The sequence below is a fragment of the Sinorhizobium numidicum genome, from assembly GCF_029892045.1.
Lineage (GTDB): Bacteria > Pseudomonadota > Alphaproteobacteria > Rhizobiales > Rhizobiaceae > Sinorhizobium > Sinorhizobium numidicum.
Map to the genome: position 1 here is coordinate 408,408 of NZ_CP120368.1, position 25,146 is coordinate 433,553.

At 62.2% G+C, this 25,146-nt stretch carries 21 protein-coding genes; 13 read left to right on the forward strand and 8 right to left on the reverse strand.

The genetic code is table 11. From position 1 onward, the window contains the following. Window positions 1-53 precede the first annotated feature (53 nt). The 9 genes from olsA to trmB all read left to right on the forward strand — a co-directional run bounded on the left by olsA (window position 54) and on the right by trmB (window position 10,300). A complete protein-coding gene (gene olsA / locus PYH37_RS13070) occupies window positions 54-908 on the forward strand; it encodes a lyso-ornithine lipid O-acyltransferase (protein WP_280735374.1) in 855 nt (284 codons plus the stop codon). A gap of 89 nt (window positions 909-997) precedes the next feature. Continuing rightward, window positions 998-2,398 (forward strand): tRNA (N6-isopentenyl adenosine(37)-C2)-methylthiotransferase MiaB, encoded by a 1,401-nt coding sequence (gene miaB / locus PYH37_RS13075; protein WP_280735375.1) that lies wholly within the window; start codon window positions 998-1,000, stop codon window positions 2,396-2,398. Between the two features lie 27 nt (window positions 2,399-2,425). Continuing rightward, on the forward strand, window positions 2,426-3,481 hold the full coding sequence (locus PYH37_RS13080) for a PhoH family protein (RefSeq protein WP_280735376.1): 1,056 nt from the start codon (window positions 2,426-2,428) through the stop codon (window positions 3,479-3,481). 17 nt (window positions 3,482-3,498) lie between these two features. Then, entirely contained in the window at window positions 3,499-4,005 is a 507-nt protein-coding gene (ybeY, locus tag PYH37_RS13085; RefSeq protein ID WP_280735377.1) for an rRNA maturation RNase YbeY, read from the forward strand. A gap of 12 nt (window positions 4,006-4,017) precedes the next feature. Next, window positions 4,018-5,172, forward strand: a complete 1,155-nt coding sequence (locus tag PYH37_RS13090) for a hemolysin family protein (protein ID WP_280735378.1) — start codon at window positions 4,018-4,020, stop codon at window positions 5,170-5,172. 389 nt (window positions 5,173-5,561) lie between these two features. Beyond that, window positions 5,562-7,157 carry an apolipoprotein N-acyltransferase gene (lnt, locus tag PYH37_RS13095; protein WP_280735379.1) on the forward strand — a complete coding sequence of 532 codons (1,596 nt, stop codon included), beginning with the start codon at window positions 5,562-5,564 and terminating at the stop codon, window positions 7,155-7,157. Between the two features lie 148 nt (window positions 7,158-7,305). Further along, window positions 7,306-7,725, forward strand: coding sequence for a helix-turn-helix domain-containing protein (locus PYH37_RS13100; protein ID WP_280735380.1), 420 nt, complete (start codon window positions 7,306-7,308; stop codon window positions 7,723-7,725). Window positions 7,726-8,007: 282 nt separating this feature from the next. Further along, window positions 8,008-9,291: a methionine adenosyltransferase gene (gene metK / locus PYH37_RS13105; RefSeq protein WP_280735381.1), complete on the forward strand. Its 1,284-nt coding sequence runs from the start codon at window positions 8,008-8,010 to the stop codon at window positions 9,289-9,291. Between the two features lie 310 nt (window positions 9,292-9,601). Next, the gene (gene trmB, locus PYH37_RS13110; RefSeq protein WP_280735382.1) at window positions 9,602-10,300 is read left to right on the forward strand and encodes a tRNA (guanine(46)-N(7))-methyltransferase TrmB; all 699 of its coding nucleotides are present in this window, start codon (window positions 9,602-9,604) and stop codon (window positions 10,298-10,300) included. Between the two features lie 183 nt (window positions 10,301-10,483). Here trmB and PYH37_RS13115 read toward each other — a convergent pair whose 3' ends face one another. Then, window positions 10,484-10,741: a BQ00720 family protein gene (locus tag PYH37_RS13115; RefSeq protein WP_003527660.1), complete on the reverse strand. Its 258-nt coding sequence runs from the start codon at window positions 10,739-10,741 to the stop codon at window positions 10,484-10,486. 46 nt (window positions 10,742-10,787) lie between these two features. Continuing rightward, window positions 10,788-11,219: an Hsp20 family protein gene (locus PYH37_RS13120; RefSeq protein WP_280735383.1), complete on the reverse strand. Its 432-nt coding sequence runs from the start codon at window positions 11,217-11,219 to the stop codon at window positions 10,788-10,790. A 267-nt stretch (window positions 11,220-11,486) separates the two neighbouring features. Between PYH37_RS13120 and PYH37_RS13125 the strand changes: the two genes are divergently transcribed. After that, on the forward strand, window positions 11,487-12,431 hold the full coding sequence (locus PYH37_RS13125; RefSeq protein WP_280735384.1) for a nucleoside hydrolase: 945 nt from the start codon (window positions 11,487-11,489) through the stop codon (window positions 12,429-12,431). A 97-nt stretch (window positions 12,432-12,528) separates the two neighbouring features. On the opposite strand, the gene PYH37_RS13130 is transcribed toward PYH37_RS13125, so the two are convergent. The 3 genes from PYH37_RS13130 to PYH37_RS13140 all read right to left on the reverse strand — a co-directional run bounded on the left by PYH37_RS13130 (window position 12,529) and on the right by PYH37_RS13140 (window position 17,481). After that, complete coding sequence (locus PYH37_RS13130) at window positions 12,529-14,922, reverse strand: methyl-accepting chemotaxis protein (RefSeq protein WP_280735385.1); 2,394 nt, start codon at window positions 14,920-14,922, stop codon at window positions 12,529-12,531. A 386-nt stretch (window positions 14,923-15,308) separates the two neighbouring features. Next, window positions 15,309-16,208: a ribokinase gene (locus tag PYH37_RS13135; protein ID WP_280735386.1), complete on the reverse strand. Its 900-nt coding sequence runs from the start codon at window positions 16,206-16,208 to the stop codon at window positions 15,309-15,311. Between the two features lie 52 nt (window positions 16,209-16,260). Beyond that, window positions 16,261-17,481 (reverse strand): DNA recombination protein RmuC, encoded by a 1,221-nt coding sequence (locus PYH37_RS13140; RefSeq protein WP_280735387.1) that lies wholly within the window; start codon window positions 17,479-17,481, stop codon window positions 16,261-16,263. A 148-nt stretch (window positions 17,482-17,629) separates the two neighbouring features. On the opposite strand from PYH37_RS13140, the gene def reads away from it, so the two are divergent. The 3 genes from def (at window position 17,630) to truA (ending at window position 19,924) form a co-directional block, all read left to right on the forward strand. After that, on the forward strand, window positions 17,630-18,154 hold the full coding sequence (gene def, locus PYH37_RS13145) for a peptide deformylase (RefSeq protein WP_280735388.1): 525 nt from the start codon (window positions 17,630-17,632) through the stop codon (window positions 18,152-18,154). Window positions 18,155-18,245: 91 nt separating this feature from the next. Next, on the forward strand, window positions 18,246-19,181 hold the full coding sequence (fmt, locus tag PYH37_RS13150; protein ID WP_280735389.1) for a methionyl-tRNA formyltransferase: 936 nt from the start codon (window positions 18,246-18,248) through the stop codon (window positions 19,179-19,181). After that, on the forward strand, window positions 19,181-19,924 hold the full coding sequence (truA, locus tag PYH37_RS13155; protein WP_280735390.1) for a tRNA pseudouridine(38-40) synthase TruA: 744 nt from the start codon (window positions 19,181-19,183) through the stop codon (window positions 19,922-19,924). Before fmt ends, truA begins: the two co-directional genes overlap by 1 nt. Window positions 19,925-19,955: 31 nt before the next feature. On the opposite strand, the gene PYH37_RS13160 is transcribed toward truA, so the two are convergent. The 3 genes from PYH37_RS13160 to PYH37_RS13170 form a co-directional block, all read right to left on the reverse strand. After that, window positions 19,956-20,552: a hypothetical protein gene (locus PYH37_RS13160; protein WP_280735391.1), complete on the reverse strand. Its 597-nt coding sequence runs from the start codon at window positions 20,550-20,552 to the stop codon at window positions 19,956-19,958. Continuing rightward, the gene (dapE, locus tag PYH37_RS13165) at window positions 20,539-21,732 is read right to left on the reverse strand and encodes a succinyl-diaminopimelate desuccinylase (protein WP_280735392.1); all 1,194 of its coding nucleotides are present in this window, start codon (window positions 21,730-21,732) and stop codon (window positions 20,539-20,541) included. The genes PYH37_RS13160 and dapE overlap by 14 nt, the downstream gene beginning before the upstream one ends. 173 nt (window positions 21,733-21,905) lie before the next feature. Further along, window positions 21,906-25,091 (reverse strand): efflux RND transporter permease subunit, encoded by a 3,186-nt coding sequence (locus tag PYH37_RS13170; protein WP_280735393.1) that lies wholly within the window; start codon window positions 25,089-25,091, stop codon window positions 21,906-21,908. Window positions 25,092-25,146: the final 55 nt, after the last annotated feature.

Sequence of the window (25,146 nt, forward strand, 5' to 3'; positions counted from 1 at the left end):
GCGCCGCAACACCTTTGCGGAGCGGAAGTGAGCGGCTCAGAAAGTCTTTCCGGATGATCAACTGGATTCGGGTCGCGCTGTACGGCATCCTGCTTGCTCTCGTCTCGCTCCTGCTGATGCCGCTTCAACTCGCCTGCCTTTGGCTGGATCTGAAGCCGCGTCGATGGCTGCCGCGATTCTGGCACCGTACCGCATGCCTGCTGCTTGGGCTTCATGTTCGCGTTCATGGCGAATTGGAACGGCGTCGCCCGCTCTTGCTCAGTGCCAATCACGTTTCCTGGAAGGATATTCTGGTATTGTCGTCGGTGGCCGATGTCGTTTTCGTCGCCAAATCGGATGTGAAGGAATGGCCTGTGTTCGGGCTTCTCGCCCGCCTGCAGGCATCCGTCTTTATCGAGCGCGATCAGAAGCGCACGACCGGCGATCAGGTGAGCGAAATCGGCCGTCGCCTCGCCGACGGGGAAATCGTCGTGCTCTTTCCAGAGGGCACCACTTCCGACGGCAACCGCCTGCTCGAAATCAAGACGTCGCTGTTCGGCGCAGCCGCCTCGGCCATACCGCAGTCGCCGACGGGCATCGTCCACGTCCAGCCAGTGGCTATTTCCTATACCGGCATTCACGGAATGCCGATGGGACGCTTTCACAGGCCGATCGCGGCGTGGCCGGGAGACATCGGCTTGCTCCCGCATCTCATCGGTGTGTTGCGGGAAGGGGCGCTGGAGGTGGACGTCGACTTCGGCGAGGCCGTGGACTTTGACCGGCATACAAACCGCAAGCACGTGAGCCGGACCGTCGAGCAGCGGATCCGCCGAATGCTGTCGGACCGCCTGAGGGGACGTTCACCGGCACATGACGAGAGCACGTTTCCGCCTGCTCTTGTGCCGCAGAATCGATCGCATCGCTCCTGAATTGCCGCATTTCAGGATCATTGTGGTTCAGCCGGCGGCCGCGGCTGAAAATACTTCAACTTTTGGCCGCTTTGCACTAAAGAACCCGCATGACCCAGGAAACAGCCCTTCTGTCGATACCGCCCGTGATGGGCGACGAACACATTCCGGCGCGCAAGGTCTTCGTCAAGACCTATGGCTGCCAGATGAACGTGTACGATTCCGACCGTATGTCCGACGCCCTGTCGCGCGACGGCTATGTCGCGACTGATGTGCTGGAAGACGCCGATTTCGTGCTGCTCAACACCTGCCACATCCGTGAGAAGGCCGCGGAAAAGGTCTATTCCGAGCTGGGCCGCCTGCGCGACTTGAAGAAAGCCAAGGCGCGCGAAGGCCGTGAGATGGTCATCGGCGTTGCCGGCTGCGTCGCCCAGGCGGAAGGCGACGAAATCCTTCGCCGCGCGCCGGCGGTCGACATCGTCATCGGTCCGCAAACCTACCATCGGCTCCCCGAGGCGCTGAAGCGCGCGCGGACGGGCGAGCGGGTCGTCGAGACGGATTATGCCATTGAGGACAAGTTCGAGCATCTGCCCGCGCCCGACAGGGCAAAGACCCGTGCCCGCGGCGTCACCGCCTTCCTGACCGTGCAGGAGGGATGCGACAAGTTCTGCACCTTTTGCGTGGTGCCCTATACCCGCGGTTCGGAGGTCTCGCGGCCGGTCGCGCAGATCGTTGCCGAGGCGGAAAAGCTGGTCGAGGGCGGGGTCCGGGAAATCACTCTGCTCGGGCAGAACGTCAATGCCTGGCATGGTGCGGGGCCGGATGGCCGCGATTGGGGTCTCGGCGATCTGCTTGCGCGTCTGGGCGAAATCGAAGGGCTGGCGCGGCTCCGCTACACCACCAGTCATCCGCGCGACATGGACGACAGCCTGATCGAGGCGCATCGTTCGATGGCGAAGCTGATGCCCTATCTGCACCTGCCGGTCCAATCGGGCTCCGACCGCATCCTCAAGGCGATGAACCGGCGCCATACGGCGGCCGAATATCTTACTCTTATTGAACGCATTCGCGCGGCCCAGCCCGACCTTGCGCTTTCCGGCGATTTCATCGTCGGCTTCCCCGGTGAGACCGAAAAGGACTTCGAGGACACGATGCGCCTCGTCGGGGCCGTGGGTTATGCACAGGCATTTTCCTTCAAGTATTCGACACGTCCCGGTACGCCGGCTGCCGAGCTCACGGATCAGATTCCCGAGGACGTGAAGGCCAAGCGTTTGGAAAGATTGCAAGCTTTGCTCATCAAGCAGCAACGGGACTTTGCGGCAGCCTGTGTCGGAAAGGAGATCGACCTGCTCCTGGAAAAGCCGGGGCGCATGCCGGGCCAGCTCGTCGGGCGCTCGCCGTGGCTGCAGCCCGTGAATGTTGATGCAAAAGCATCGCAAATCGGTGACATTATCAAGGTACGAATCACCAAGGCCGGCCCCAACAGCCTGTTTGCCGAGATGATCGGGTAGGGACCAAAAGCAAGGAGCCTGAACCGCTTGAATGGACACGAATTGATTTCCTCATCATCGCGCCAGTCGAAAACATCTGCGACAGACGCCAATCACTTCGTGCTCACTTTCGAGAACAACCGGTTCGCCAGCGAACTTTTCGGTCAGTTCGACCAGAATTTGAAGTTGCTGGAAGAGCGGCTGCACATCGATGCCCGGCCGCGGGGAAATTCCGTTGCCATCTCCGGCGATCTCGTGGCGACAAATCAGGCGCGACGGGCACTCGACTATCTCTATGGAAGATTGCAGAGTGGCGCTTCGATCGATACGTCCGACGTCGAGGGAGCCATCCGTATGGCGGTCGCTGCGGACGACCAGTTGCAGTTGCCGACGATGGAACGCAAAGCCAAGTTGACGATGGCGCAGATTTCGACGCGCAAGAAGACGATCGTCGCACGCACGCCGATGCAGGACACCTATATCCGTGCGCTCGAGCGGGCGGAGCTCGTCTTCGGAGTAGGCCCCGCCGGTACCGGCAAGACCTATCTCGCCGTCGCCCATGCCGCTCAGCTTCTGGAACGCGGCGCGGTCGACCGCATTATCCTGTCCCGGCCGGCGGTCGAGGCGGGCGAACGCCTCGGCTTCCTGCCCGGCGACATGAAGGAGAAGGTCGATCCCTATCTGAGGCCGCTTTACGACGCGCTCTATGACATGATGCCGGGCGACAAGGTCGAGCGGGCGATCACCGCTGGCGTTATCGAGATTGCGCCGCTGGCATTCATGCGCGGGCGGACGCTCGCCAATGCCGCCGTGATCCTCGACGAGGCCCAGAACACGACATCGATGCAGATGAAGATGTTCCTGACCCGCCTCGGCGAGAACGGCCGAATGATCGTCACCGGCGATCCGAGCCAGGTCGACCTGCCGCGCGGCGTGAAGTCCGGGCTCGTCGAGGCGCTACAGATCCTCAGGGGGGTGGAAGGCGTCTCGGTAATCCGCTTCAAGGACGCCGATGTCGTGCGTCATCCGATGGTGGCGCGGATCGTCAGGGCCTATGAAAGTCATACGGCGGTTCACGACGAGAGCGAGCAGAGCGATCGCTAACGGCGGCTCGTTGGATCATGACGGCTTTGGATATTCAGATCAGCGTCGAGGAGGGAGACTGGTTGTCGGAGGGCGAGCTCCGGTCCTTCTCCTCGCGGGTTCTGGAGGCGACGGCGGATTACCTGGCAAGCGAGGAGAGGCAACCCTTTCCGAGCGAACCACCGGAACTGTCACTGCTCTTTACCGATGACGCGTCGATGCGGGCGATCAATGCGGAGTGGCGCAGCCAGGACAAGCCGACCAATGTGCTGTCTTTCCCGGCCTTTCCCGTAACTCCCGGCAAGATGCCGGGACCAATGCTCGGCGACATCATCGTTGCCTATGAAACGCTGAAGCGCGAAGCGGATGAGCTGGGAAAGCCGTTCGACGCCCATCTGACGCATCTTCTCGTCCATGGATTCCTGCACCTTTTCGGGTATGATCATATGGAAGAAGGTGAAGCGGAAAGAATGGAGGGCTTGGAGACTCGCATTTTGGCGCGTCTTGGCCTATCTGATCCATACGGGGGCCAATCCCCGGATTGACAGTTTGGAACGATGAGCGACATCAAGACACAGCCGGCCGCTGTTGCGACCGACGAAGCCGATGCCTCCGGCGATGCCGAGGCGGGCAGTAGTACCACCGCCCCCCGACAAGAGGGCAACAAATCCACGTCATCTTTTTGGAGCCGCGCCGCGCGCCTGTTGCGGGGGGCAAGCGCATCAAGCCTGCGCGAGGATCTCGCCGACGCGCTGATGACGGATGCCGGCACCGACACCGCATTCTCGCCCGAGGAGCGGGCGATGCTCAACAACATCCTTCGTTTCCGGGAGGTCCGGGTCGAGGACGTGATGGTGCCGCGCGCCGATATCGAGGCGGTCGATCAGGGCATCACCATCGGCGAGCTCATGGTTCTCTTCGAGGAATCGGGACGCTCGCGCATGCCGGTCTATAACGAGGGCCTCGATGATCCCCGCGGTATGGTGCACATTCGCGATCTCCTCGCCTACGTGACCAAGCAGGCCCGTAACCGCCGCCGCAACGGGCGGGCGATCGTGGCCGCTGACAAAACGGAAAAGCCGCCGCGTCAGCAGAAAGCAAACTTCGATCTCTCGCGTGTCGACCTTAGCAAGACGGTGGAGGAAGCCGGCATCATTCGCCAGGTCCTGTTCGTGCCCCCGTCGATGCTCGCTTCGGATCTCATGCAACGCATGCAGGCAGCGCGTATCCAGATGGCGCTCGTCATTGACGAATATGGCGGTACCGACGGCCTCGTATCGCTTGAGGACATCGTAGAGATGGTGGTTGGCGACATCGAGGACGAGCATGACGATGACGAGGTGATGTTCGCCCGCACCTCGGACGATGTGTTCCTTGCCGACGCCCGCGTGGAGCTCGAAGAAATCGCCGAAGCGATCGGCCCCGATTTCGACGTGCGAGAGCAGATCGAGGACGTCGACACGCTCGGCGGCCTTGTCTTCGCATCGCTTGGCCGGATCCCCGTGCGTGGCGAAGTGGTTCAGGCCATCCCAGGTTTCGAATTCCAGATTCTCGACGCCGATCCGCGGCGGGTCAAGCGGGTGCGCATCATCCGCAAGCGTCCGCCGGCGCGCCGGCGCGTGATGAAGGCCGAAAAGGAAGCTCTGCCGGAAACACCGCAAGCAGCGGGCAGAGGGCAGGCAAGCGCCCCCCCGCCGTCGTCAGCCGAATAAGCACCACAGCGCCGAGTGTCTTTTCAGACGCACAAGGGTCGCTGTGCACTTGATTGCTGCATGTTTCCTCAAATCTGCTCGGATTTAAGGAAACATGCAGTAGCGGACAGCGCTTTTTCGCGTGCAGAGACCATCCGTAGACATCTGCGGTCCCTGCGCGTCTAGAGCATCCCGCTTTCAAGCGGAACCGCTGGAAGCGGACAAGATGCTCTAGAATCTAGAGTGCTAGAGCGTCCTTTGTGCGTTCACTTGAACGCACGGCGCCCTAGAAAGAGGGCGTGGCACTGCGACGGGACAAGCAGCCAGTTTTTTGGAACACTGCCGTCGATTGATTCGCTTGTTCTTCCCGCGCCGGCCGGCGGCCACGGCCGGCGCCCATTGGAGGCTGCATGGAAAGACTGGCAGGCAGAATTATACTCCTTTCCGGAGCGTCCCGGGCATTCGTCGGCTTTCTCGCCGGGCTTGTGGCGGTTCTCGCCCAGCCGCCATTCGGCATTTTTGCCGCGGGCTTCGTCGCGTTTCCGATGCTTGTCTGGCTGATCGACGGGGTCTCGCCTCACCCAGAGGACGGCGTGCTCAGGCGGTTTCTGCCATCGGTGTCGATCGGTTGGTGCTTCGGCTTCGGCTATTTCCTCGGCGGGCTCTGGTGGCTCGGCAACGCCCTTCTGATAGAGGCGGATGTCTTCGCCTGGGCCGTGCCACTCGCCGTCATCGGGCTCCCCGCCTTTCTCGGGCTCTTTTATGCCCTGGCGGTACTGCTGGCGCGCTGTCTCTGGTCCGACGGCGTGGGCCGGATCGCCGCGCTTGCCATTGGCTTCGGGATCGCGGAGTGGCTGCGCGGTTTCCTGTTCACCGGTTTTCCCTGGAATGCCATCGGATATGCGGCGATGCCGATGCCGCTCATGATGCAATCGGCGAGCGTCCTTAATCTCGCGACGATCAACACGCTCGCCGTCTTCGTCTTTGCCGCGCCCGCTCTCATCGGCACCGGCAAGGGCACCCGCGCCGGTCTCGCCGTCGCCGCGGCGCTTTTCGGGGCGCATATCGGCTACGGCTACTATCGGCTCGCCCTTCCCGCACCGCAACCGCCTGAGCCGGAACTCACCGTCCGCCTGGTCCAGCCGGTGATCGACCAGGCAAAGAAGATCGATGATCGCGAGCGGGCATCGGTCTTCGAGCAGCATCTCTCTCTTACGACCGCGCCGCCGCAGGACGATGGCAAGCGGCCGGATATCGTCGTCTGGCCGGAAACGTCGATTCCCTTCATTCTCACCGACAATCCCGACGCTTTGGCGCGGATCGCCGATGTCCTGGAAGAGGGGCAGATTCTTATCGCCGGCGCTGTGCGGGTCGAAGACGCGGGAGCGGGGCTGCCGCCGCGCTACTATAACTCCATCTACGTGATCGACGACCGCGGGCAGATCGTCGGCGCCGCCGACAAGATCCACCTCGTTCCGTTCGGCGAATATCTGCCTTTCGAGGACCTGCTTTCCTCCTGGGGCTTGAGTTCCGTCGCCGCCTCCATGCCAGGCGGTTTTTCGGCCGCCACGAGCCGTCCGCTGCTGACCTTACCGGGCGGCAGGACGGTCTATCCGCTGATCTGCTACGAAGCGATCTTCGCCGACGAAGTCGACGGCAACGCCAGTCTTTCCGACGCGCTCCTCAATGTCACCAACGACGCCTGGTTCGGCGATACGCCCGGTCCGCGTCAGCATTTTCATCAGGCGCAGCTTCGCACCGTCGAAACCGGAACGCCAATGATCCGCGCCGCCAATAACGGTATATCAGCAATTGTTGATGCACGTGGTGTTTTAGTGGTAGGATTGGGATACAATTACAAGGGAGTTACAGACACAATTCTGCCGGGAAAAATGTCTACGACCACGGACGCCACAATGCGGGGCAAAATCTTCTGGTTCGTGGCCGGAGTTCTCCTGTTGGTTGCGCTATTTTCGCGCGCAGGTTTTAATATTAGGAAGAATTGACCTAAAACCCCTAAAATTGCATAGTGGCTTGTACCATCAACCTTCACCTGCCGGCGGGGCCTGTTTCTCACCGGTGGGTTGCTGCAAGGCAGAATACGCAATGTATGGTTGTAGGGTAACCGAAACAGCGTGTTTTAGGAACGCGAACATGATTGAAAACAAGAAGAAGCCGAACCCGATCGACATCCATGTCGGTAGCAGGATTCGCCTTCGCCGGACGATGCTTGGTATGAGCCAGGAGAAACTCGGCGAGAGTCTGGGGATCACTTTCCAGCAAATCCAGAAATACGAGAAGGGGACGAACCGCGTCGGTGCGAGCCGGCTGCAGAACATTTCCACCATTCTCAACGTCCCGGTGTCGTTCTTCTTCGAAGATGCCCCGGGCGAGGGAACCGGGGGCGCATCGGGCGTGGCCGAAGCCTCCAGTTCCAACTACGTGGTCGACTTCCTCTCCTCCTCCGAAGGCCTGCAGCTCAACCGCGCCTTCGTCAAGATCGCTGACCCGAAGGTCCGCCGGAAGGTGGTCGATCTCGTGAAGGCGCTGGCTGCCGAGGCCGAGAGCGAATAATTCGAGGCTTCCGTGACCTGAAAAAGCGGCCCCGGGCCGCTTTTTTCGTATGCGCGCAGGGACGGCTCGGCAAATTTCGGGATGCGCGATCTTCAGCCGCAGAGGGCAACGAAACGCACCCGAGTAGGCGAATTATGTCCCGTTTAGTCGACAGTCCGGGAACTCCGAAACAGTGGTGGCAATGTCGATATAAAGATATATTTATGTCGTTGTTCGCTTGTTTTTCGGCGGCAAAACCACTAACACGTTCGGACCGCTTCTTTCATTGAGGGGACTTCCCGCATGCGCGCAAACTACCTGTTCACGAGTGAATCCGTAGCCGAAGGTCATCCGGACAAAGTGTGTGACCGTATTTCCGACGAAATCGTCGATCTCGTCTACCGCGAAGCGGCAAAGACCGGCGTCGACCCTTGGGGCGTGCGTATTGCTTGTGAGACGCTGGCAACCACCAACCGCGTCGTGATTGCGGGCGAAGTCCGCCTGCCACCGAGCCTGCTGAAGAAGGACAAGAACGGCAACGACGTCATCAACCCGTCGAAGTTCAAGTCCGCCGCCCGCAAGGCGATCCGCGACATCGGCTATGAACAGGACGGTTTCCACTGGAAGACGGCGAAGATCGACGTGCTCCTGCACTTTCAGTCCGCGCATATCGCACAGGGCGTCGACAACGCCGCCGACAAGCAGGGCGAAGAAGGTGCCGGCGACCAGGGCATCATGTTCGGCTATGCCTGCCGCGACACGGCGGAGCTCATGCCGGCGCCGCTCTACTATTCGCATCGCATCCTCCACCTGCTCGCCTCAGCCCGCAAGAAGGGCGAAGGCGAGGTTGCCAAGCTCGGGCCGGACGCCAAGAGCCAGGTCACCGTGCGCTACGTGGATGGCAAGCCGGCGGAAGTGACGTCGATCGTGCTTTCGACGCAGCATCTCGATGATAGCTGGGATTCCGCCAAGGTCCGCTCCGTGGTCGAACCCTATATCCGTGAGGCGCTCGCCGACCTGAAGATCTCCGACGATTGCACCTGGTACATCAACCCGACGGGAAAATTCGTCATCGGCGGACCGGATGGCGACGCCGGCCTGACCGGCCGCAAGATCATCGTCGATACCTATGGTGGCGCGGCTCCGCATGGCGGTGGCGCCTTTTCGGGCAAGGATACGACCAAGGTCGACCGTTCGGCTGCGTATGCTGCCCGCTACCTGGCCAAGAATGTCGTTGCAGCCGGCCTTTCCGACCGCTGCACCATCCAGCTTTCCTACGCGATCGGCGTCGCCCAGCCGCTGTCGATCTATGTCGACTTGCATGGCACCGGCAAGGTCTCGGAAGATCAGGTTGAGAACGCCATTCGCAAGACGATGGATCTCTCTCCAAGCGGCATCCGCCGCCATCTCGATCTCAATAAGCCGATCTACGCCAAGACCTCCGCTTATGGCCATTTCGGCCGCAAGGCAGGCCGCGACGGTTCCTTCTCCTGGGAAAAGCTCGATCTGGTCAAGCCGCTGAAGGAAGCAATCGAGCTTGACGCCTCGGCGTTTTCCGGACAGAGAGCGTCCGGTCGCGCTGCGTAGATTGCAGCCGACGCGGTTTCCAAAGGACGCCGCGAGCGTTGAAGTATTGCAAGAACAAGGGCGGAGCTCCGGCGAGGAGTTTCCGCCCTGCCTGTTACTGCAGAACTCCTTGATCGGAATCGGTTACAGCGCCGTGCGTCTTTCCAGACCCACAAAGTCGCTGTAACACTTTGAATTGCTGCATGTTTTTAGCCTTAAATCGGCTCCGATTTAAGGAAACATGCAGTAGGAACAAGTTTCGCGGCAATTGGCAGCGTTGAAACAAGCTTTGCGCGTCCGAGTGGGCGCCGCGCTGGAGGGAAAGGACGACATGACCGAACCGCGTCGCGCCAGGGCAACGGAGGCCTTCTTTGGCCGCCGCAAGGGCAAGCCTCTGCGGGAGCGCCAGGCCGCGCAGATCGAAAACCTCCTACCGGCTCTGAAGCTCGATCTGAAACAGCCGGCGCCAACCGATCTGTCGAAGCTGTTCCCACGGCCGGTGAAGCGAATCCGCCTGGAGATCGGCTTCGGCGGGGGCGAACATCTCATTTATCGGGCAGCGGAGGATCCTTCGACGGGCTTTATCGGCGTGGAGCCCTTCGTCAATTCGATGGCAAAGCTGCTGGGTCAGATCGAGGCAAGGGAGATAGCGAATGTCCGCCTCTATGACGACGACGCCACCCAGGTGCTGGATTGGCTGCCGGCGGCTTCGGTCGATCAGATCGATCTGCTTTACCCTGACCCCTGGCCGAAGCGGAAGCACTGGAAGCGACGGTTCGTTTCCAAGGTCAATCTCGACCGCTTCGCCCGCGTCTTGAAGCCCGGCGGTCTCTTCTGCTTCGCTTCGGATATCGATACTTACGTCAACTGGACGCTGCTCCACTGCCGCGACCACGCGGCCTTCGAGTGGACGGCAGAAACGGCAGCCGATTGGCTCACGCCTTTTGCCGGCTGGCCAAGCACACGCTACGAGGCCAAGGCGCGCCGGGAAGGCCGCAGCTCCGCCTATCTCACCTTCGGCCGTTCGTAGGAGACGCCAAGCTTGCCCCTCACCGTAACTCTCTTCCCACAGGTGGCAAGAGGGGACTGAGAGCGTGCGGCGCGTCCCTTCGCCCCGTCAAACGGGGCGAAGGTGGCCGGCAGGCCGGATGAGGGGCAATGCCCGCGAAAAGTTCAACTTGAGCGGCAGCGCGCTGTACGCAATGGCAGCCCGTCAGTGCAGGCTGACGGTGCGCAAGTCGTCTTCGGCTGCCTTGAAGAATGTACTGGAACGATTATCGGTCAAGAGGATCGGCGTGCCGTCCGCACCGAACAGGGCCCACAGGTCGATTCCGGGGCCCATCTCGGGCGCTTCCGGAAAGCAACGGGAGACCTCCTCCGAACGCATCTTGCGAATATAGCCGACTTCGCCCGCGCCGAGATGCGCGAGGTCGTTCTTCGACAGCGATGTGTTGATGGCTTTCAGTCCCATGGTGATACTCCGTGGTCGCCGGCCAGGGAAAATCCCGCCGGTTATCCTACTCTGGGACGGAAATATTAATTTTCTTTACCATACGGACCGGCTCGGGCCGCACGAGATCGACCGAAAGGAGGCCGTTGCGCAGTTCCGCGCCGAGGACCTTCATGCCATCGGCCAGCACGAATGTGCGCTGAAACTGACGGGAGGCAATGCCGCGATGCAGATAATCTCGCTCGCCGACATCAATCTGGCGCCCACGGATGACCAACTGGTTTTCCTCCGTCGTCACGTCAAGATCGTCCTCGGAGAACCCTGCCACGGCAAGCGTTATCCGCAACCGTTCCGGCGCGTCGGATGATGCGTCGCCGCGAATGCGCTCGATGTTGTAGGGTGGGTAACCGTCATTTCCCTTGGCAATGCGCTCAAGGGTCTTTTCCATGCTGTCGAAACCCAGCAGAAGCGGGCTCGTAAAGGGCGTAATCCTGCTCATTCCCAAGTCCTTGCAGCTCAAGCGACCAACTTGCGGACCTGCCACGCAGCATCCATCCAGCAATATGGTGGCTGTGTGCAACGAGTGCAAGCGGCTTGCCTCGGCGGCGCCTCCAAATCATAGTCCGTTGCGAGGAATTCCGGAGCGTGACGAGGAGGCCCGTGAAATGGTCTTTTCGCGCCCATCCCGCTCCGGTTTTTGAACCGATTGCGTTCATGGGTGTTTTGGTTCTGCAGCCCATCATTGTGATCCGGCAGGAGGTAGAAAGTGTCAGACGCAAGAAAGATAATTATAGACACGGATCCGGGACAGGACGACGCGGCAGCAATCATGCTTGCCTTTGGTAGCCCGGAAGAGATCGACGTTCTCGGCATCACTGCGGTTGCCGGGAACGTCCCCCTTTCGCTGACGGCACGCAATGCCCGAATCATCTGCGAGCTTTGCAACAGGACCGACGTGAAGGTGTTCGCGGGCGCGGAGCGGCCGGTCGCACGCGCTCTCGTCACTGCCGAGCATGTTCACGGCAAGACCGGACTCGATGGTCCGGAGCTGAGCGAGCCGACAATGGAGCTGCAGGAGCAGCACGCCGTTGATTTTATCATCGAGACGCTGCTTTCCGAGGCGCCAGGCACGGTTACCCTCTGCACGCTCGGTCCCTTGACCAATATCGCGCTGGCCCTGACTAAGGCGCCGGAAATCGCTCCACGGGTGCGAGAACTGGTAATGATGGGCGGTGGGTTCTTCGAAGGCGGGAATATCACGCCCGCGGCGGAGTTCAACATCTATGTCGATCCGGAAGCCGCCGAGATCGTCTTCCGCTCCGGTATTCCGATCGTGATGATGCCGCTCGACGTCACGCATCGCGTGCTTACCCGCAAGGCCCGCGTTGAGAAGATACGCGCCATCGGCAGCCCGGCGGCGACCGCCATGGCGGAGATGCTGGAATTCTTCGAGCGCTTCGACATCGAGAAATATGGCACCGACGGCGGTCCGCTGCACGACCCCACCGTTATCGCCTACCTGCTGAGGCCGGAGCTCTTCACCGGACGTGACTGCAATGTGGAGATCGAGACCACGTCGGCTTTGACAATGGGCATGACCGTCGTCGACTGGTGGCAGGTGACCGGGCGCAAGCACAATGCCAGGGTCATGCGGCATATCGACGATGAGGGCTTCTTCGAGCTCTTGACGGACCGTCTGGCGCGCATCTGAGGCGCGGAAGGCATTGGCGGCTTTTGCCGTTGCGATCGATCCCGCGAACGAAAACGGCGCCTGCTTGGCGCCGTTTTGCTGTTCGGTCGCATTTCGATCAGAACTCTTCCCAATTGTCCTGGGTGAGCGCGTTGGCGCCGGACGTCTGGGTGAGAACGCGCTGTGTCGAGGTCGAATAGCCGGTACGCTGCGGTGCTTGCGCCGGCCGGGCTTCCTTGACGGCGGCCTTGGAGGAGGCGGGTCTTTCCGCGGCCCGCATGCGCTCGGCGGCGCCCCGCAGCATGTTGGCCGAGGACTGGGTTGGTGCCCGCTGGGCGACGCGGAACCGGGAAACCAGCGCGCTCAACGCGCGGGCTTCGTCGTTCAGCGCCATGCTCGCAGCGGTCGTTTCCTCGACCATCGCAGCATTCTGCTGTGTCACCTGATCCATCTGGTTGACGGCGGAATTGATCTCCTTGAGCCCGACCGCCTGTTCAGACGCGGAGCTGGAGATCTGGCGAATGAGGCCATTGATCTGCACCACCTGCTCGGCGATTTTTTCAAGCGCTCCGCCCGCCCGCCCGACGAGATCGACCCCCTCGCGCACCTGGCCTGCGGAAGTGTTGATCAGCGTCTTGATCTCCTTTGCGGCATTTGCCGAGCGCTGCGCGAGCTCGCGAACCTCCTGCGCGACCACTGCAAAACCCTTGCCGGCATCGCCGGCGCGCGCGGCTTCGACGCCTGCATTGAGCGCCAGGAGATTGGTCTGGAAGGCGATCTCGTCGATGACGCCGATGATGCGGCTGACTTCGTGCGAGGACTGTTCGATGCCCTGCATGGCGGCGATTGCCTTCTGCACGACTTCGCCCGACTGTTCGGCATCGCTGCTCGCCACTTCGACCGACTTCGCCGCAACCTTTGCATTCGCGGCGCTGGCATTTACCTGAGAGGTGAGCTGGTCGAGGGCTGCTGCGGTTTCCTCGAGGCTTGCCGCCTGCTGCTCGGTTCGGTGCGACAGGTCGTTGGCGGCGCTGCTGATCTCGCCGGTACCGCTGCCGATATTCACGACCGAGTGGTTGACGGTGCGAATCGTCTCTTCGAGGCTCTCCATCGTCGCATTGAAGTCATGCTTTAGCTGTGCGTATTCGCCGGGGAAGTCGTCCGTGATCCGGAAGGCGAGGTCGCCGGAAGCAAGATGCGACAGGCCTTTGCCGAGGCGGGCGACGATATCGCGTTGAAGAGCGCCGGTTTCCGCACGCTCCGCCTCCGAACGGCCGCGCTCCAGCTCCGCCTGTTCGCGCTCGTGACGCGCTTCGCTTTCGAGGCGTTTGCCGTCGGCGAGCTGATGGCGGAAACCTTCGAGCGCCTTGGCGACGGAGCCGGTCTCGTCGAAGCGGTCCTGACCAGAGATCGGCGTCGCATATTCGCCGTTGCTGAGCGCCTGGACGTCATGCACGAGACCGGCGAGCGGCTCCTGCACGAAGCCGCGAACGGCAAGATAAAGGCCGACAAGCACCGTGCCGAGGACGACGAGGCCGCCGACGATCATCATATAGGTCTGGTCGCGGACCGGCGCGTTGATGGCCGTTCGCGGCACATCGACGAGTACGACCCAGCTCGCATTCACCTTGGGAAGAACGAAGGGATAGACGACACGGTCGAAAGGTTCGTTGCCGTCATAGGTGAGATTGTTGATGACGCCCGGGGCGCCCGTCGAGAGGGCGTTCTTAACGACATCGTTGCCTTCTCCGTCATACTCTTTCAGCAGGAGCTCGGGGATCGGCGCCACCAGCCATTTGCCGCTCTGCGACAAGAGATAGACACGGCCCGAACCGAAGGGCTGAAGTTTCGACAGGCCTTCTGCGAGCGATGCGAGCGAGATGTCGACGCCTGAGACGCCGATCATCTTTCCATTCGACAGCACCGGATAGGCGATCGAGCTCATTGCCGTGGGGACGTCGGTATCTTGCGCCGTGTAAGGCTGGCTGATCGCGCCCTTGCCGCTCTTTGCGGCTAGGCTGTACCACTCGGCGGCATAGTCGGCCTTGAAAGTGGAGTACTGAATTTCGTTGTTCCGGTTCTTGGACCAGTAGGGCGTGAAGATACCCTCTTCATTGGCGCCCATTTCCGCGTTGTTGACCAGTTCGTCCTTGCGCCCGTCGAACGCCTTCGGCTCCTCTGCGAACCAGCTGCCGAAGGCGAACGGATTCTGTTCAAGGCTGGCGCGGAGCACGTTGATGACACCGGCCCGGTCCATCGACTTGGCCGCATGGCTGCGGCCGAGAATGCCGGCCATGGAGCGCGCAGCGCTCGACAGTTCGCCGATGCCGCTCGCGATATCGCCGGCAATGGCCTTGGCCTCGCCGCGCGCCTGCTCGAATACGAGCGTCTCGACGCGGTCCTGCGTCTGGGAGATGAGAACGAAATTCGACGCGAGCAGCACGAGGGCAATCGTGCCGCCGGTCACGGCGATCAGCTTGGTCGCCAGCGATTTGGCCTGGAACTTAAACATGAAATCCTCACGTACTGACGGGTCCGCAGGTTTGCGGCCCGCGGCGTGACGCATTCCGAATTGTGGGATGAAACTCCATCATGGAGCGCCAGATGCCGACCGGCATGAAGGAGGCGGCCAAACCCATGAAGGCCAGCCTTCTGACGTCTGAATAGACGATCAAATATTAAGATCCGGCCAACGCTTGAGCCGATTCCTGCAGCGCTTCCGCGAAATTTATGCGGCAAGCACCCTCGCCGCGACATATGCTGGCCGAATTGCGAAATGCGCCTGCTGCATGATTCTCTGAGCAGCAAAAACCATGCAGCAGTTCAAAATGTTATAGCGGTCATTCTGCGCCCGAAAAGCAGCGCGGCGGTGTAATGCCCTTGATCAGCGTGGCCATCTCAGAGATGGGTGGCGACCTCGGATGCCAGAGGGATGGACGGCTGCGCGCCCGGCTTCAGGCAGGCGAGCGATCCTGCGACCGCAGCGCGGCGCAGCGCATCGGCGAAGGAGAGGCCCATGTCGAGACTTGCGGCCAGGTAACCGCAGAACGTATCGCCGGCTCCGACCGTGTCGACGGGCTCGATCGTCAGTCCCTTGGCGCGATGGACTTCGCCCTCATGGACGGCCACAACGCCCTCGGCACCGAGCGTGACGATCACCGTCTGGCCCGTTTCGCCGTGAAGGCGTCTCATCGCCGCTTCGCGTTCCGCGCCGGCGATGTCACTTTTTCCCGCCAGCAGTTCGAATTCCGTCTCGTTTGCGATCACGATATCTGCCATGCGGCCGAGGCGCGCGGCTTCCGCTGTCAGCGGCGCGATGTTGACGATCGATCGGATGCCCTTGCGCTTGGCTTCGACGAGCGCCTTCTCGACCGAGGCGGCCGGGATTTCGAGCTGCAGCATCAGCGTGTCGCCGGGCGACATTCCCGCGATCGCCGAGGCGGCATCGCTCTCGCTCACCGTCGCATTGGCGCTGGCGACGACGACGATGACGTTCTCGCCATCGCCGCCGACGATGATATGGGCGGTGCCGGTCGGCTCATCGACGGTCTTGGTGAGACCAAGATCGGTGCCGGCTTCCTTCAGCAACGCGAGCGCGCTCTCCGCGAAACTGTCGGATCCGACCGCGCCGGCCATGTGCACGGAGGCGCCGGCCCGGCGCGCGGCCAACGCCTGGTTCGCGCCCTTGCCGCCGGCGGCCGTGGAGAAACCCGTTCCGGCGACCGTCTCGCCGGGTTTCGGAAGCCGTGCGGTCGTAGCGATCAGGTCCATGTTGATGGACCCAAAAACAGTAATCATGTGGAGATGTCCCGTCGGGTTGCTGATTTTTGCCGGAGAGTGCCCGACGCCGTCAGTCTTCGTCAACCACCCGCAGTTTCAATTGGCCCAGTCGGCCGTCCACGGCGCGTTCGCCCCTGTCGCCCTTGTCACCCTTGTCGCCCCTGTGGCCTTGCCCCGGCGGTGCCTCGGCTTCGAGTTCCAGGGCCTCGATCTTGGCGCCGCGCCGCGTCAGTTTGTCCGAAGAGATGAGGATCTCGTCGATGTCTTTCTGGGTAATGGCAAAATGCCCTTGCAGCTTCCGCACCCGCTCGTCGAGGCGCGACAGGTCGTCCATCAGCCGCACGACTTCGCCTTGGATCAGATGGGCCTGCTCGCGCATGCGGGCATCCTTCAGGATCGCCTGGATCACTTGGATCGACAGAAGCAGCAGCGACGGTGAGACGATGACGATTCGCTGACGGTGGGCCTTCTGCACCACCGCTTCGAAATGCTCGTGGATCTCCGCAAAGATCGATTCGGAGGGCACGAACAGGAAAGCCGTGTCCTGCGTTTCGCCCGGCAGGAGATACTTGCTGGCGATATCGCGGATATGCACTTCCATGTCGCGGCGGAACGATTGCGCCGCCTGCTGCCGCCGCTCGGCACTCGGTGCGTCGCGCATGGCATTCCAGGCTTCGAGCGGAAACTTGGCGTCGATGACGAGCGGCGGCTGATCGTTCGGCATGCGGATCGTGCAATCCGGCCGTGCGCCGTTGGAGAGTGTCGCCTGGAAGGCAAAGGCACCCATCGGCAGCCCGTCGGCGACGATCGCTTCCATGCGGGACTGGCCAAAGGCGCCGCGCGTCTGCTTGTTCGCAAGAATGCTCTGGAGGCCGGCCATGTCTTTTGCGAGCGACTGTATGTTGCTCTGGGCATTGTCGATCACGGCGAGCCGCTCCTGCAGCCGCCGCAGATTTTCATGCGTCGCCTTCGTCTGCTCGCTGATCGAGGCGCCGATCCGATGCGTCATGCCGTCGATGCGCTGGCTGATCGCCTGGTTCAGTTCGGCCTGTCGCGTACCGAAGACTTCGGCCATCGCGGCGATGCGTCCCTGCATTTCGGTCTGTGCCGCAACCAGCGCGGACATCTGCTCATCGCGTTCTTCGGCACGGTTCGCATGAGCGCGGCGCAGGCTGACAGCGGTCAGCAAAGCCATCAGGACGGCGGCCGCCGTTATAAGATGGCCCGCTGTCACGGCCAAGGTGCCAAGCAGGAACAACGGCTGGTCGAAGGAAAATACGGTGGATTCCATCGCCGCAGCCTAACAGATTCGTTCCCGAAGACCAGATCAAAACGAGAACAGAAAACGTCGGCGCTTCGATCGGCTGGCACAACCCTGCGCCCTCAAAGCGTCGGCAAATTTCTTGCGCCCGGGCGGAAAGATCGGCTATGGGATCAGCATGACGATCAAACCGCTCATCATCCTTCCCGATCCGGTCCTGCGCCAGGTTTCAACGCCGGTAGAGACCGTTGACGCCGATATTCGTCGCCTCACCGACGATATGCTCGAGACCATGTATGATGCGCCGGGCATCGGCCTTGCGGCGATCCAGATCGGCGTGCCGAAGCGCCTGCTCGTTCTCGACGTGTCGAAGGAGGGCGAAGAGAGAAAGCCGCTCGTCTTCATCAACCCCAAGATCGTCAAATCGTCCGAGGAGCGCTCGGTCTACGAAGAGGGCTGCCTGTCGATCCCGGACTATTATGCCGAGGTTGAACGGCCGGCAGCGATCACCGTCGAATATGTCGATCGTGAGGGCAAGGAGCAGACAGTGGAAGCCGATGGCCTGCTCGCCACCTGCCTGCAACACGAGATCGATCATCTGAACGGTGTTTTGTTCATAGACCATATATCCAAGCTCAAGCGCGATATGGTGATCCGCAGGTTCACCAAGGCGGCGAAGACACGCGGCGCCAAGGCGATTTGATCGTGCCCGCGTTCCGAATCGCGCGGTAAGCGGCGCTTGAATTTGGCCGGCGTCCGGTTTCGGGCAATTGAGAGAGACGGAGTTCGCCGCCTTGTCGCTGCGCATTATTTTCATGGGCACCCCGGAATTCTCTGTACCGACGCTCTCGGCGCTCACCGAGGCCGGTCACCGGATTGTTGCGGTCTACACGCAGCCGCCGCGCCCCGGTGGGCGGCGCGGCCTCGACCTTAAGAAGTCACCGGTGCATCAGGCGGCCGAGCTTCTCGGCGTTCCGGTCCTGACGCCGCCGAACTTCAAGAATGCAGCGGATCGCCAGACCTTCCGCGATTTCAATGCCGACGTGGCGGTGGTCGTTGCCTATGGCCTGCTCCTGCCCGAGGAGATCCTCTCGGGCACGCGCTATGGCTGCTATAACGGACATGCGTCGCTCCTGCCCCGCTGGCGGGGCGCCGCGCCGATTCAGCGGGCGATCATGGCAGGCGATCATGAGACTGGCATGATGGTGATGAAGATGGACAAGGGGCTCGACACCGGCCCCGTCGCGCTTTCCAAGCCCGTGGCAATCGACGAAACGATGACCGCCGGCGAGTTGCACGACAAGCTGATGTGGGTCGGCGCGGCGCTGATGAAAGAGGCGATGGACAAGCTCGAGGCAGGCGACTTGCCGTTGACGCCGCAGCCGGAGGAGGGGCCCGTTTACGCGGCCAAGATCACGAAGGACGAAACCAGGATCGATTTCAGCAAGCCCGCACGCGATGTGCACAACCACATCCGTGGCCTCTCGCCATTTCCCGGCGCCTGGTTCGAACTGGAGATTGCCGGCCGGCCCGAACGGATCAAGGTTCTCGGCTCCGAGATCGCGGAAGGGACGGCGTCGCACGGTATCGTCCTAGACGACGCCTTGACGATTGCGTGCGGTGAAGGTGCGGTGAGGCCGACCAGCCTGCAGAGAGCGGGCGGAAAGGTGCTCGCCACCGCGGAATTCCTGCGCGGAACGCCGATTGCCGCCGGCACGAGGATCGCCTGATGCCGCGCTATCGCCTGACCGTCGAATATGACGGTTCCGATTACGTCGGCTGGCAGCGGCAGGAAAACGGGCCTTCCGTTCAGGGGGCGATCGAGAAGGCTATCCTGTCGTTGACGGGGGGGACGGTTTCGGTCCGGGGCGCGGGACGCACGGATTCCGGCGTTCACGCCATGGGCCAGGTGGCGCATGCGGACTTATCGCGCGAATGGAAGACGCATACGCTTCGCAACGCCCTCAATGCCCATCTGGCGCTTGCCGGCGAACGGATATCCATTCTCGATGTTCTCGAGGCGCCGCCGGGGTTCGACGCGCGCTTTTCGGCGCTCCGCCGCCACTATCTCTACCGCATCATCTCGCGCCGTTCGCCGCTGGCACTGGAAGCAAGGCGCGCCTGGTGGGTGCCGAAGACGCTCGATCATGAAGCGATGCATGAGGCGGCACAGCGGCTTGTCGGCCACCACGACTTCACCACCTTCCGCTCCGCCCATTGCCAGGCGACGAGCCCGTTGCGCACGCTTGATCGGCTCGAGGTGACGCGCAGCGGCGAGCTGATCGAAATCCGGGCAACGGCGCAGAGCTTTCTGCACAATCAGATCCGCTCCTTCGCCGGCTCCTTGAAGCTGGTGGGTGAGGGCAAATGGACTCCGGACGATCTACAGGCAGCACTCGAAGCGCGCGACCGCAAGGCTTGCGGGCCGGTTGCTCCACCCGAGGGACTTTATTTCATGCAGGTGGATTACTGACCCCGTTGCGCAAAGGGGCGCCTCGCTCGCGTCAGGCGGGCATCAGCCCGAAGAAATACTGCAGAAACTGTGCGATCATCATCGACGGCAGCAGGAAGAGCGCGGTGAGCGCAGCGGCAAGCAGATTTTGATTGGCGGTGACGGTACGCAGAAGCCGAAACAGCAGGGCGACGCTCGCAAAAAGCAAAAGGTACCATATCAGCGCCGTCAATTGCTGGCTGCCGGGGATGAGCAGAAGAACAGCAGCCGGCACTGCCATCGCGTAGGACAGCGGCACCGAAAGCCAGTTGGTGGTGACGATTACCGGCACCACAAAAAGGCTAAAGCCGAGCGGACGCGAGAGGACGACGATCAGCACGATAGGCAGAAGCCAGCTCGCGAGATCGACCACAAGCAGCTTGACGACGAAGCCGAGGCCCACCGTCGTGCCGGTCGGCATGGCGGAAAGATAGTAGAGACGCCACGAGGCCCAAGTCACTGCAATCGCCGGCAGCGACCAGAGTATCGCGGTGAAGGAGCGCCAGAGCCCGCCTTCGCTGATATCCAGCCAGCGGTAACCTTCGCGATTGCCCTGGATCAGCAGCCATAGCCCCTTGATGTAGGCAAGGACCTCTTCAAGCAGCGGCATGACCGAACCAGTGGGCGATGAAGGTTTCGTAGATGCCGGTCAAGATTTCGAGATCGGCAATCGCAACACGCTCGTCGACCATGTGCATCGTCTGCCCGACGAGGCCGAATTCGACCACCGGGCAATAATCCTTGATGAAACGCGCGTCCGAAGTGCCGCCGGTAGTGGAGAGCTTCGGCTGTCGTCCGGTGACCGCTTCGATCGCGCCCGAGAGCGAATCAATGAGTGCGTTGTTGCGCGTCAGGAAAACGTGACTCGGGCGCTCGTTCCAGACGATCTCGTATTCGACCGGCTCCCGGCCAGGTCTGAGCGCCCCCTTGACGGCCGCGCGATCGAGCCGGGCGGTGATTTCGGCCATCAGGCTCTCGGCCGTCCAACTGTCATTGAAGCGGATGTTGAAGGCAGCACTCGCCTTTGCTGGAATGACGTTGACGGCAGCATTGCCGACATCGATGGTGGTGATCTCCAGGTTGGATGGCTGGAAATTCTCCGTACCATTGTCGAAGGGCGGGTCCATCAGCGCCCCGGTGAGCTGCAGGATGCCACGTACCGGATTGTCGGCGAGATGCGGATAGGCCGCATGGCCCTGGACGCCGCGAACAGTGATCCGGCCCGAAAGCGATCCGCGCCGGCCGATCTTGATCATGTCGCCGAGCCTATCGGGGTTGGTCGGCTCGCCGACGAGGCAGGCGTCCCAGCGCTCGCCTTTCGCTGCGGCCCATTCGAGAAGCTTCACCGTTCCGTTGATCGCCGGGCCTTCTTCGTCGCCGGTGATCAGGAAGGAGATCGAGCCCTTCGGGGGTCCATGCTTTTCGACATGGCGTGCTACCGCCGCTACGAAGCACGCGATGCCGCCCTTCATGTCGACGGCGCCGCGCCCGTACATTTCGCCATCGGCAATCTCGGCGGAGAAAGGCCCGTGAGTCCACGCGCCTTCGTCGCCGACCGGCACGACGTCCGTATGCCCGGCGAACATCAGGTGCGGCCCTTCGGTTCCGATTCGGGCGTAGAGGTTCTCGATATCCGGCGTACCTGCTTCCTTTGCCACCACCCGGTCAACCTTGAAGCCCAGCGGGGTCAGCATCGCGTCGAGCGCGTTCAGCGCACCGCCCTCGGCGGGTGTGACGGACGGACAGCGGATGAGGGTGGCGAGATTGGTGATCGGATCGGTCGGGATCATCGAGCGGATTGCCTGCGGAGCCGGTGGGCCAAGAAACTGAGGCTGCTGGTTTATCCGATCGGTCTCCAACTGTCACGCGCGATGAGACCGGCACGGCATGCTGTTCCTCTCGAAAAGAAGGCGGACCGGACGATGGTCCGGCCCGCCTTGGCAGCCGTCTTGGGCAGGGAAGGCTATTCGCCGGGTGCGAGATGAGGCGCTTCGATATGTGCTCCTGCGTGCTTTAGCGGCCGCTCGCCGGAAAGCTTTCGGATCAGCACGTAGAACACCGGCGTCATGAAAATGCCGAAGGCGGTGACGCCGATCATGCCCGCAAAGACCGCGACGCCCATGGCCGAACGCATTTCCGCGCCCGCGCCGGTCGACGTGACGAGCGGCACGACGCCCATGATGAAGGCCATGGAGGTCATCAGGATCGGACGCAGACGCAGCCGGCTCGCTTCGATCGCGGCGCTGACGGCGCTGCTGCCGGAAAGCTCGAGTTCGCGGGCGAACTCGACGATCAGGATCGCGTTCTTCGCCGAAAGGCCGACGAGCACGATCAGGCCGATCTGGGTGAACACGTTGTTGTCCCCGCCGGTCAGCCACACGCCGGTGAGCGCCGCCATGATGCCCATCGGTACGATCAGGATGATCGAGATCGGCAGCAACAGGCTTTCATACTGGGCGGCGAGCACGAGATAGACGAGCAGCAGCGCCAGCGGGAAGATGAGGATGCCCGAGTTGCCGGCGAGGATCTGCTGGTAGGTCAGATCCGTCCATTCGAAGCTGATGCCGGGCGGCAGCGTCTCGGCGGAGATCCGTTCGATGGCGGCCTGCGCCTGACCGGAGGAATAGCCCGGTGCCGGCCCGCCGTTGATGTCGGCGGCGAGGAAGCCGTTGTAGCGGATCGCTCGCTCGGCGCCCACCGTCTGCTCGACTTTGAGCAGTGCCGACAGCGGGATCATCTCGCCCGATTGCGAACGCACCTTCAGCTTGCCGATGTCGTCGGCATGGCTGCGATAGTCCGCATCGGCCTGGATGCGCACACTGTAGGTGCGGCCGAAGGCATTGAAGTCGTTGACGTAGAGCGAGCCCAGATAGATCTGCAGCGTTTCGAACACGTCCGTGACCGCCACGCCGAGCTGGCGCGCCTTGGTGCGGTCAAGGTCGGCGAAGAGCTGCGGCACGTTGATCTGGTAGCTCGAATAGAGGCCGGCGAGCTCCGGCGCTTCAGCCGCCTTCGCCAGGACGGCCTTGGCCGCCTCATCGAGCGCCCGATAGCCGAGGCCGTTGCGATCTTCGATCTGCAGCTTGAAACCGCCGGTAGTGCCGAGACCCTGAACGGGCGGCGGCGGGAACATGGCGATGAACGCATCCTGGATCGCGCCGAACTCTTGGTTGAGTTGCATGGCGATCGCGCCGCCGGAGAGTTCCGGCGTCGTGCGCTCCTCGAACGGCTTCAGCGATACGAAGACGATGCCGGAGTTCGACGAGTTGGTGAACCCGTTGATCGAAAGGCCGGGGAAGGCGATGGCGTGCTCGACGCCAGGGTGCTTGAGCGCGATGTCGCTCATGCGCCGGATCACGTCCTCCGAACGGTCGAGCGTCGCCGCATCCGGCAGTTGCGCAAAACCGATCAGATACTGCTTGTCCTGGGCCGGTACGAATCCGCCGGGGACGGCGCGGAACAGGACGAACGTTACGCCGATGAGGACGATGTAGACGCCCATGATCAGCGACTTGCGCGACAGGATGCCGCCGACGCCCCGACCGTAGGCTTCCGAGCTGCGTCCGAAGAAGCGGTTGAAGCCGCGGAAGAACCAGCCGAAGACCTTATCCATCGCCCGCGTCAAGAGGTCCTTCGGCGCGTGGTGATCCCTGAGGAGAAGGGCGGCGAGCGCCGGCGAGAGCGTCAGCGAGTTGAGAGCGGAAATCACCGTCGAGATCGCGATGGTCAGCGCGAACTGGCGGTAGAACTGGCCGGTGAGGCCGGTGATGAAAGCGAGCGGCACGAAGACGGCGACCAGCACGAGCGCGATCGCGATGATGGGGCCGGAGACCTCCTGCATGGCGCGATAGGTCGCCTGCACGGGCGAAAGGCCCTGCCCGATGTTGCGCTCGACGTTCTCGACGACGACGATGGCGTCGTCCACCACGATGCCGATCGCCAGCACCAGGCCGAAGAGGCTGAGCGCGTTGATCGAGAAGCCGAAGACGTACATCACCGCAAATGTTCCGACGATCGAGACGGGCACGGCAACGAGCGGGATGATCGAGGCGCGCCAGGTCTGCAGGAAAACGATGACGACGAGGACCACCAGCGCGATCGCTTCGAGCAGCGTGTGAATGACCGATTCGATCGACGCTCTGACGAACTGTGTCGTGTCGTAGACGATCTCGTAGTCCACGCCGGCCGGCATGGTCTGCTTCAGCTCGGCCATCACCTTGTGCACGTTTTCGGAGATCTGGATGGCGTTCGAGCCTGGGGCCTGGAAGACGCCCATGCCGACGGCCGCCTTGTTGTCCAGCAGCGAGCGCAGCGAGTAGTCCGCCGCCCCCATTTCGACGCGGGCGACGTCGCCGAGACGCGTGATCTCGCCACCGGCGCCGGATTTGACGACGATATCGGCAAAGTCTTCGGGCGTTTTCAGGCGGCCCTGCGCATTGACGGAGAGTTGCAGATCGAGCCCCGGAACCGATGGCGAGGCGCCGATGACGCCGGCGGCTGCCTGGACATTCTGCTGGCGGACGGCGTTGGCGATGTCGCTTGCGGCAAGACCGCGCTCGGCGGCTTTTTGCGGGTCGATCCAGACGCGCATCGAATAGTCGCCGCCGCCGAAGATCTGCACCTGGCCGACCCCATCGACGCGGGCCAGCCGGTCCTTGACGTTGAGAACGCCGTAGTTGCGCAGATAATTGATGTCGTACTGTCCGTTCGGCGAAATCAGATGCACGACGAGCGTCAGGTCGGGCGAGCTCTTCACTGTCGTGACGCCCAATCGGCGAACCTCTTCCGGCAGCCGCGGCTCGGCCTGCGAGACGCGGTTCTGCACGAGCTGCTGGGCCTGGTCCGGATCGGTGCCGAGCTCGAAGGTGACGGTCAGCGTCATCAGACCGTCGGCGGTCGCCTGGCTCTGCATATAGAGCATGCCTTCGACGCCGTTGATCTGCTCTTCGAGCGGTGTCGCGACGGTTTCGGCGATCACCGACGGGTTGGCGCCGGGATATTGAGCGCGCACGACGATCTGCGGCGGCACGACTTCGGGATATTCGGAGATGGGCAGACCGGTCATGCCGATGAGCCCTGAAACGAAGATCAATACCGAGAGAACGCCCGCGAAGACCGGGCGGTCAACGAAGAAGCGTGAGAAGTTCATGTCATCCCCCTTTGGGACACGTCAGGCATGCCGTCGGCCGTTGCGGGCGAGAATG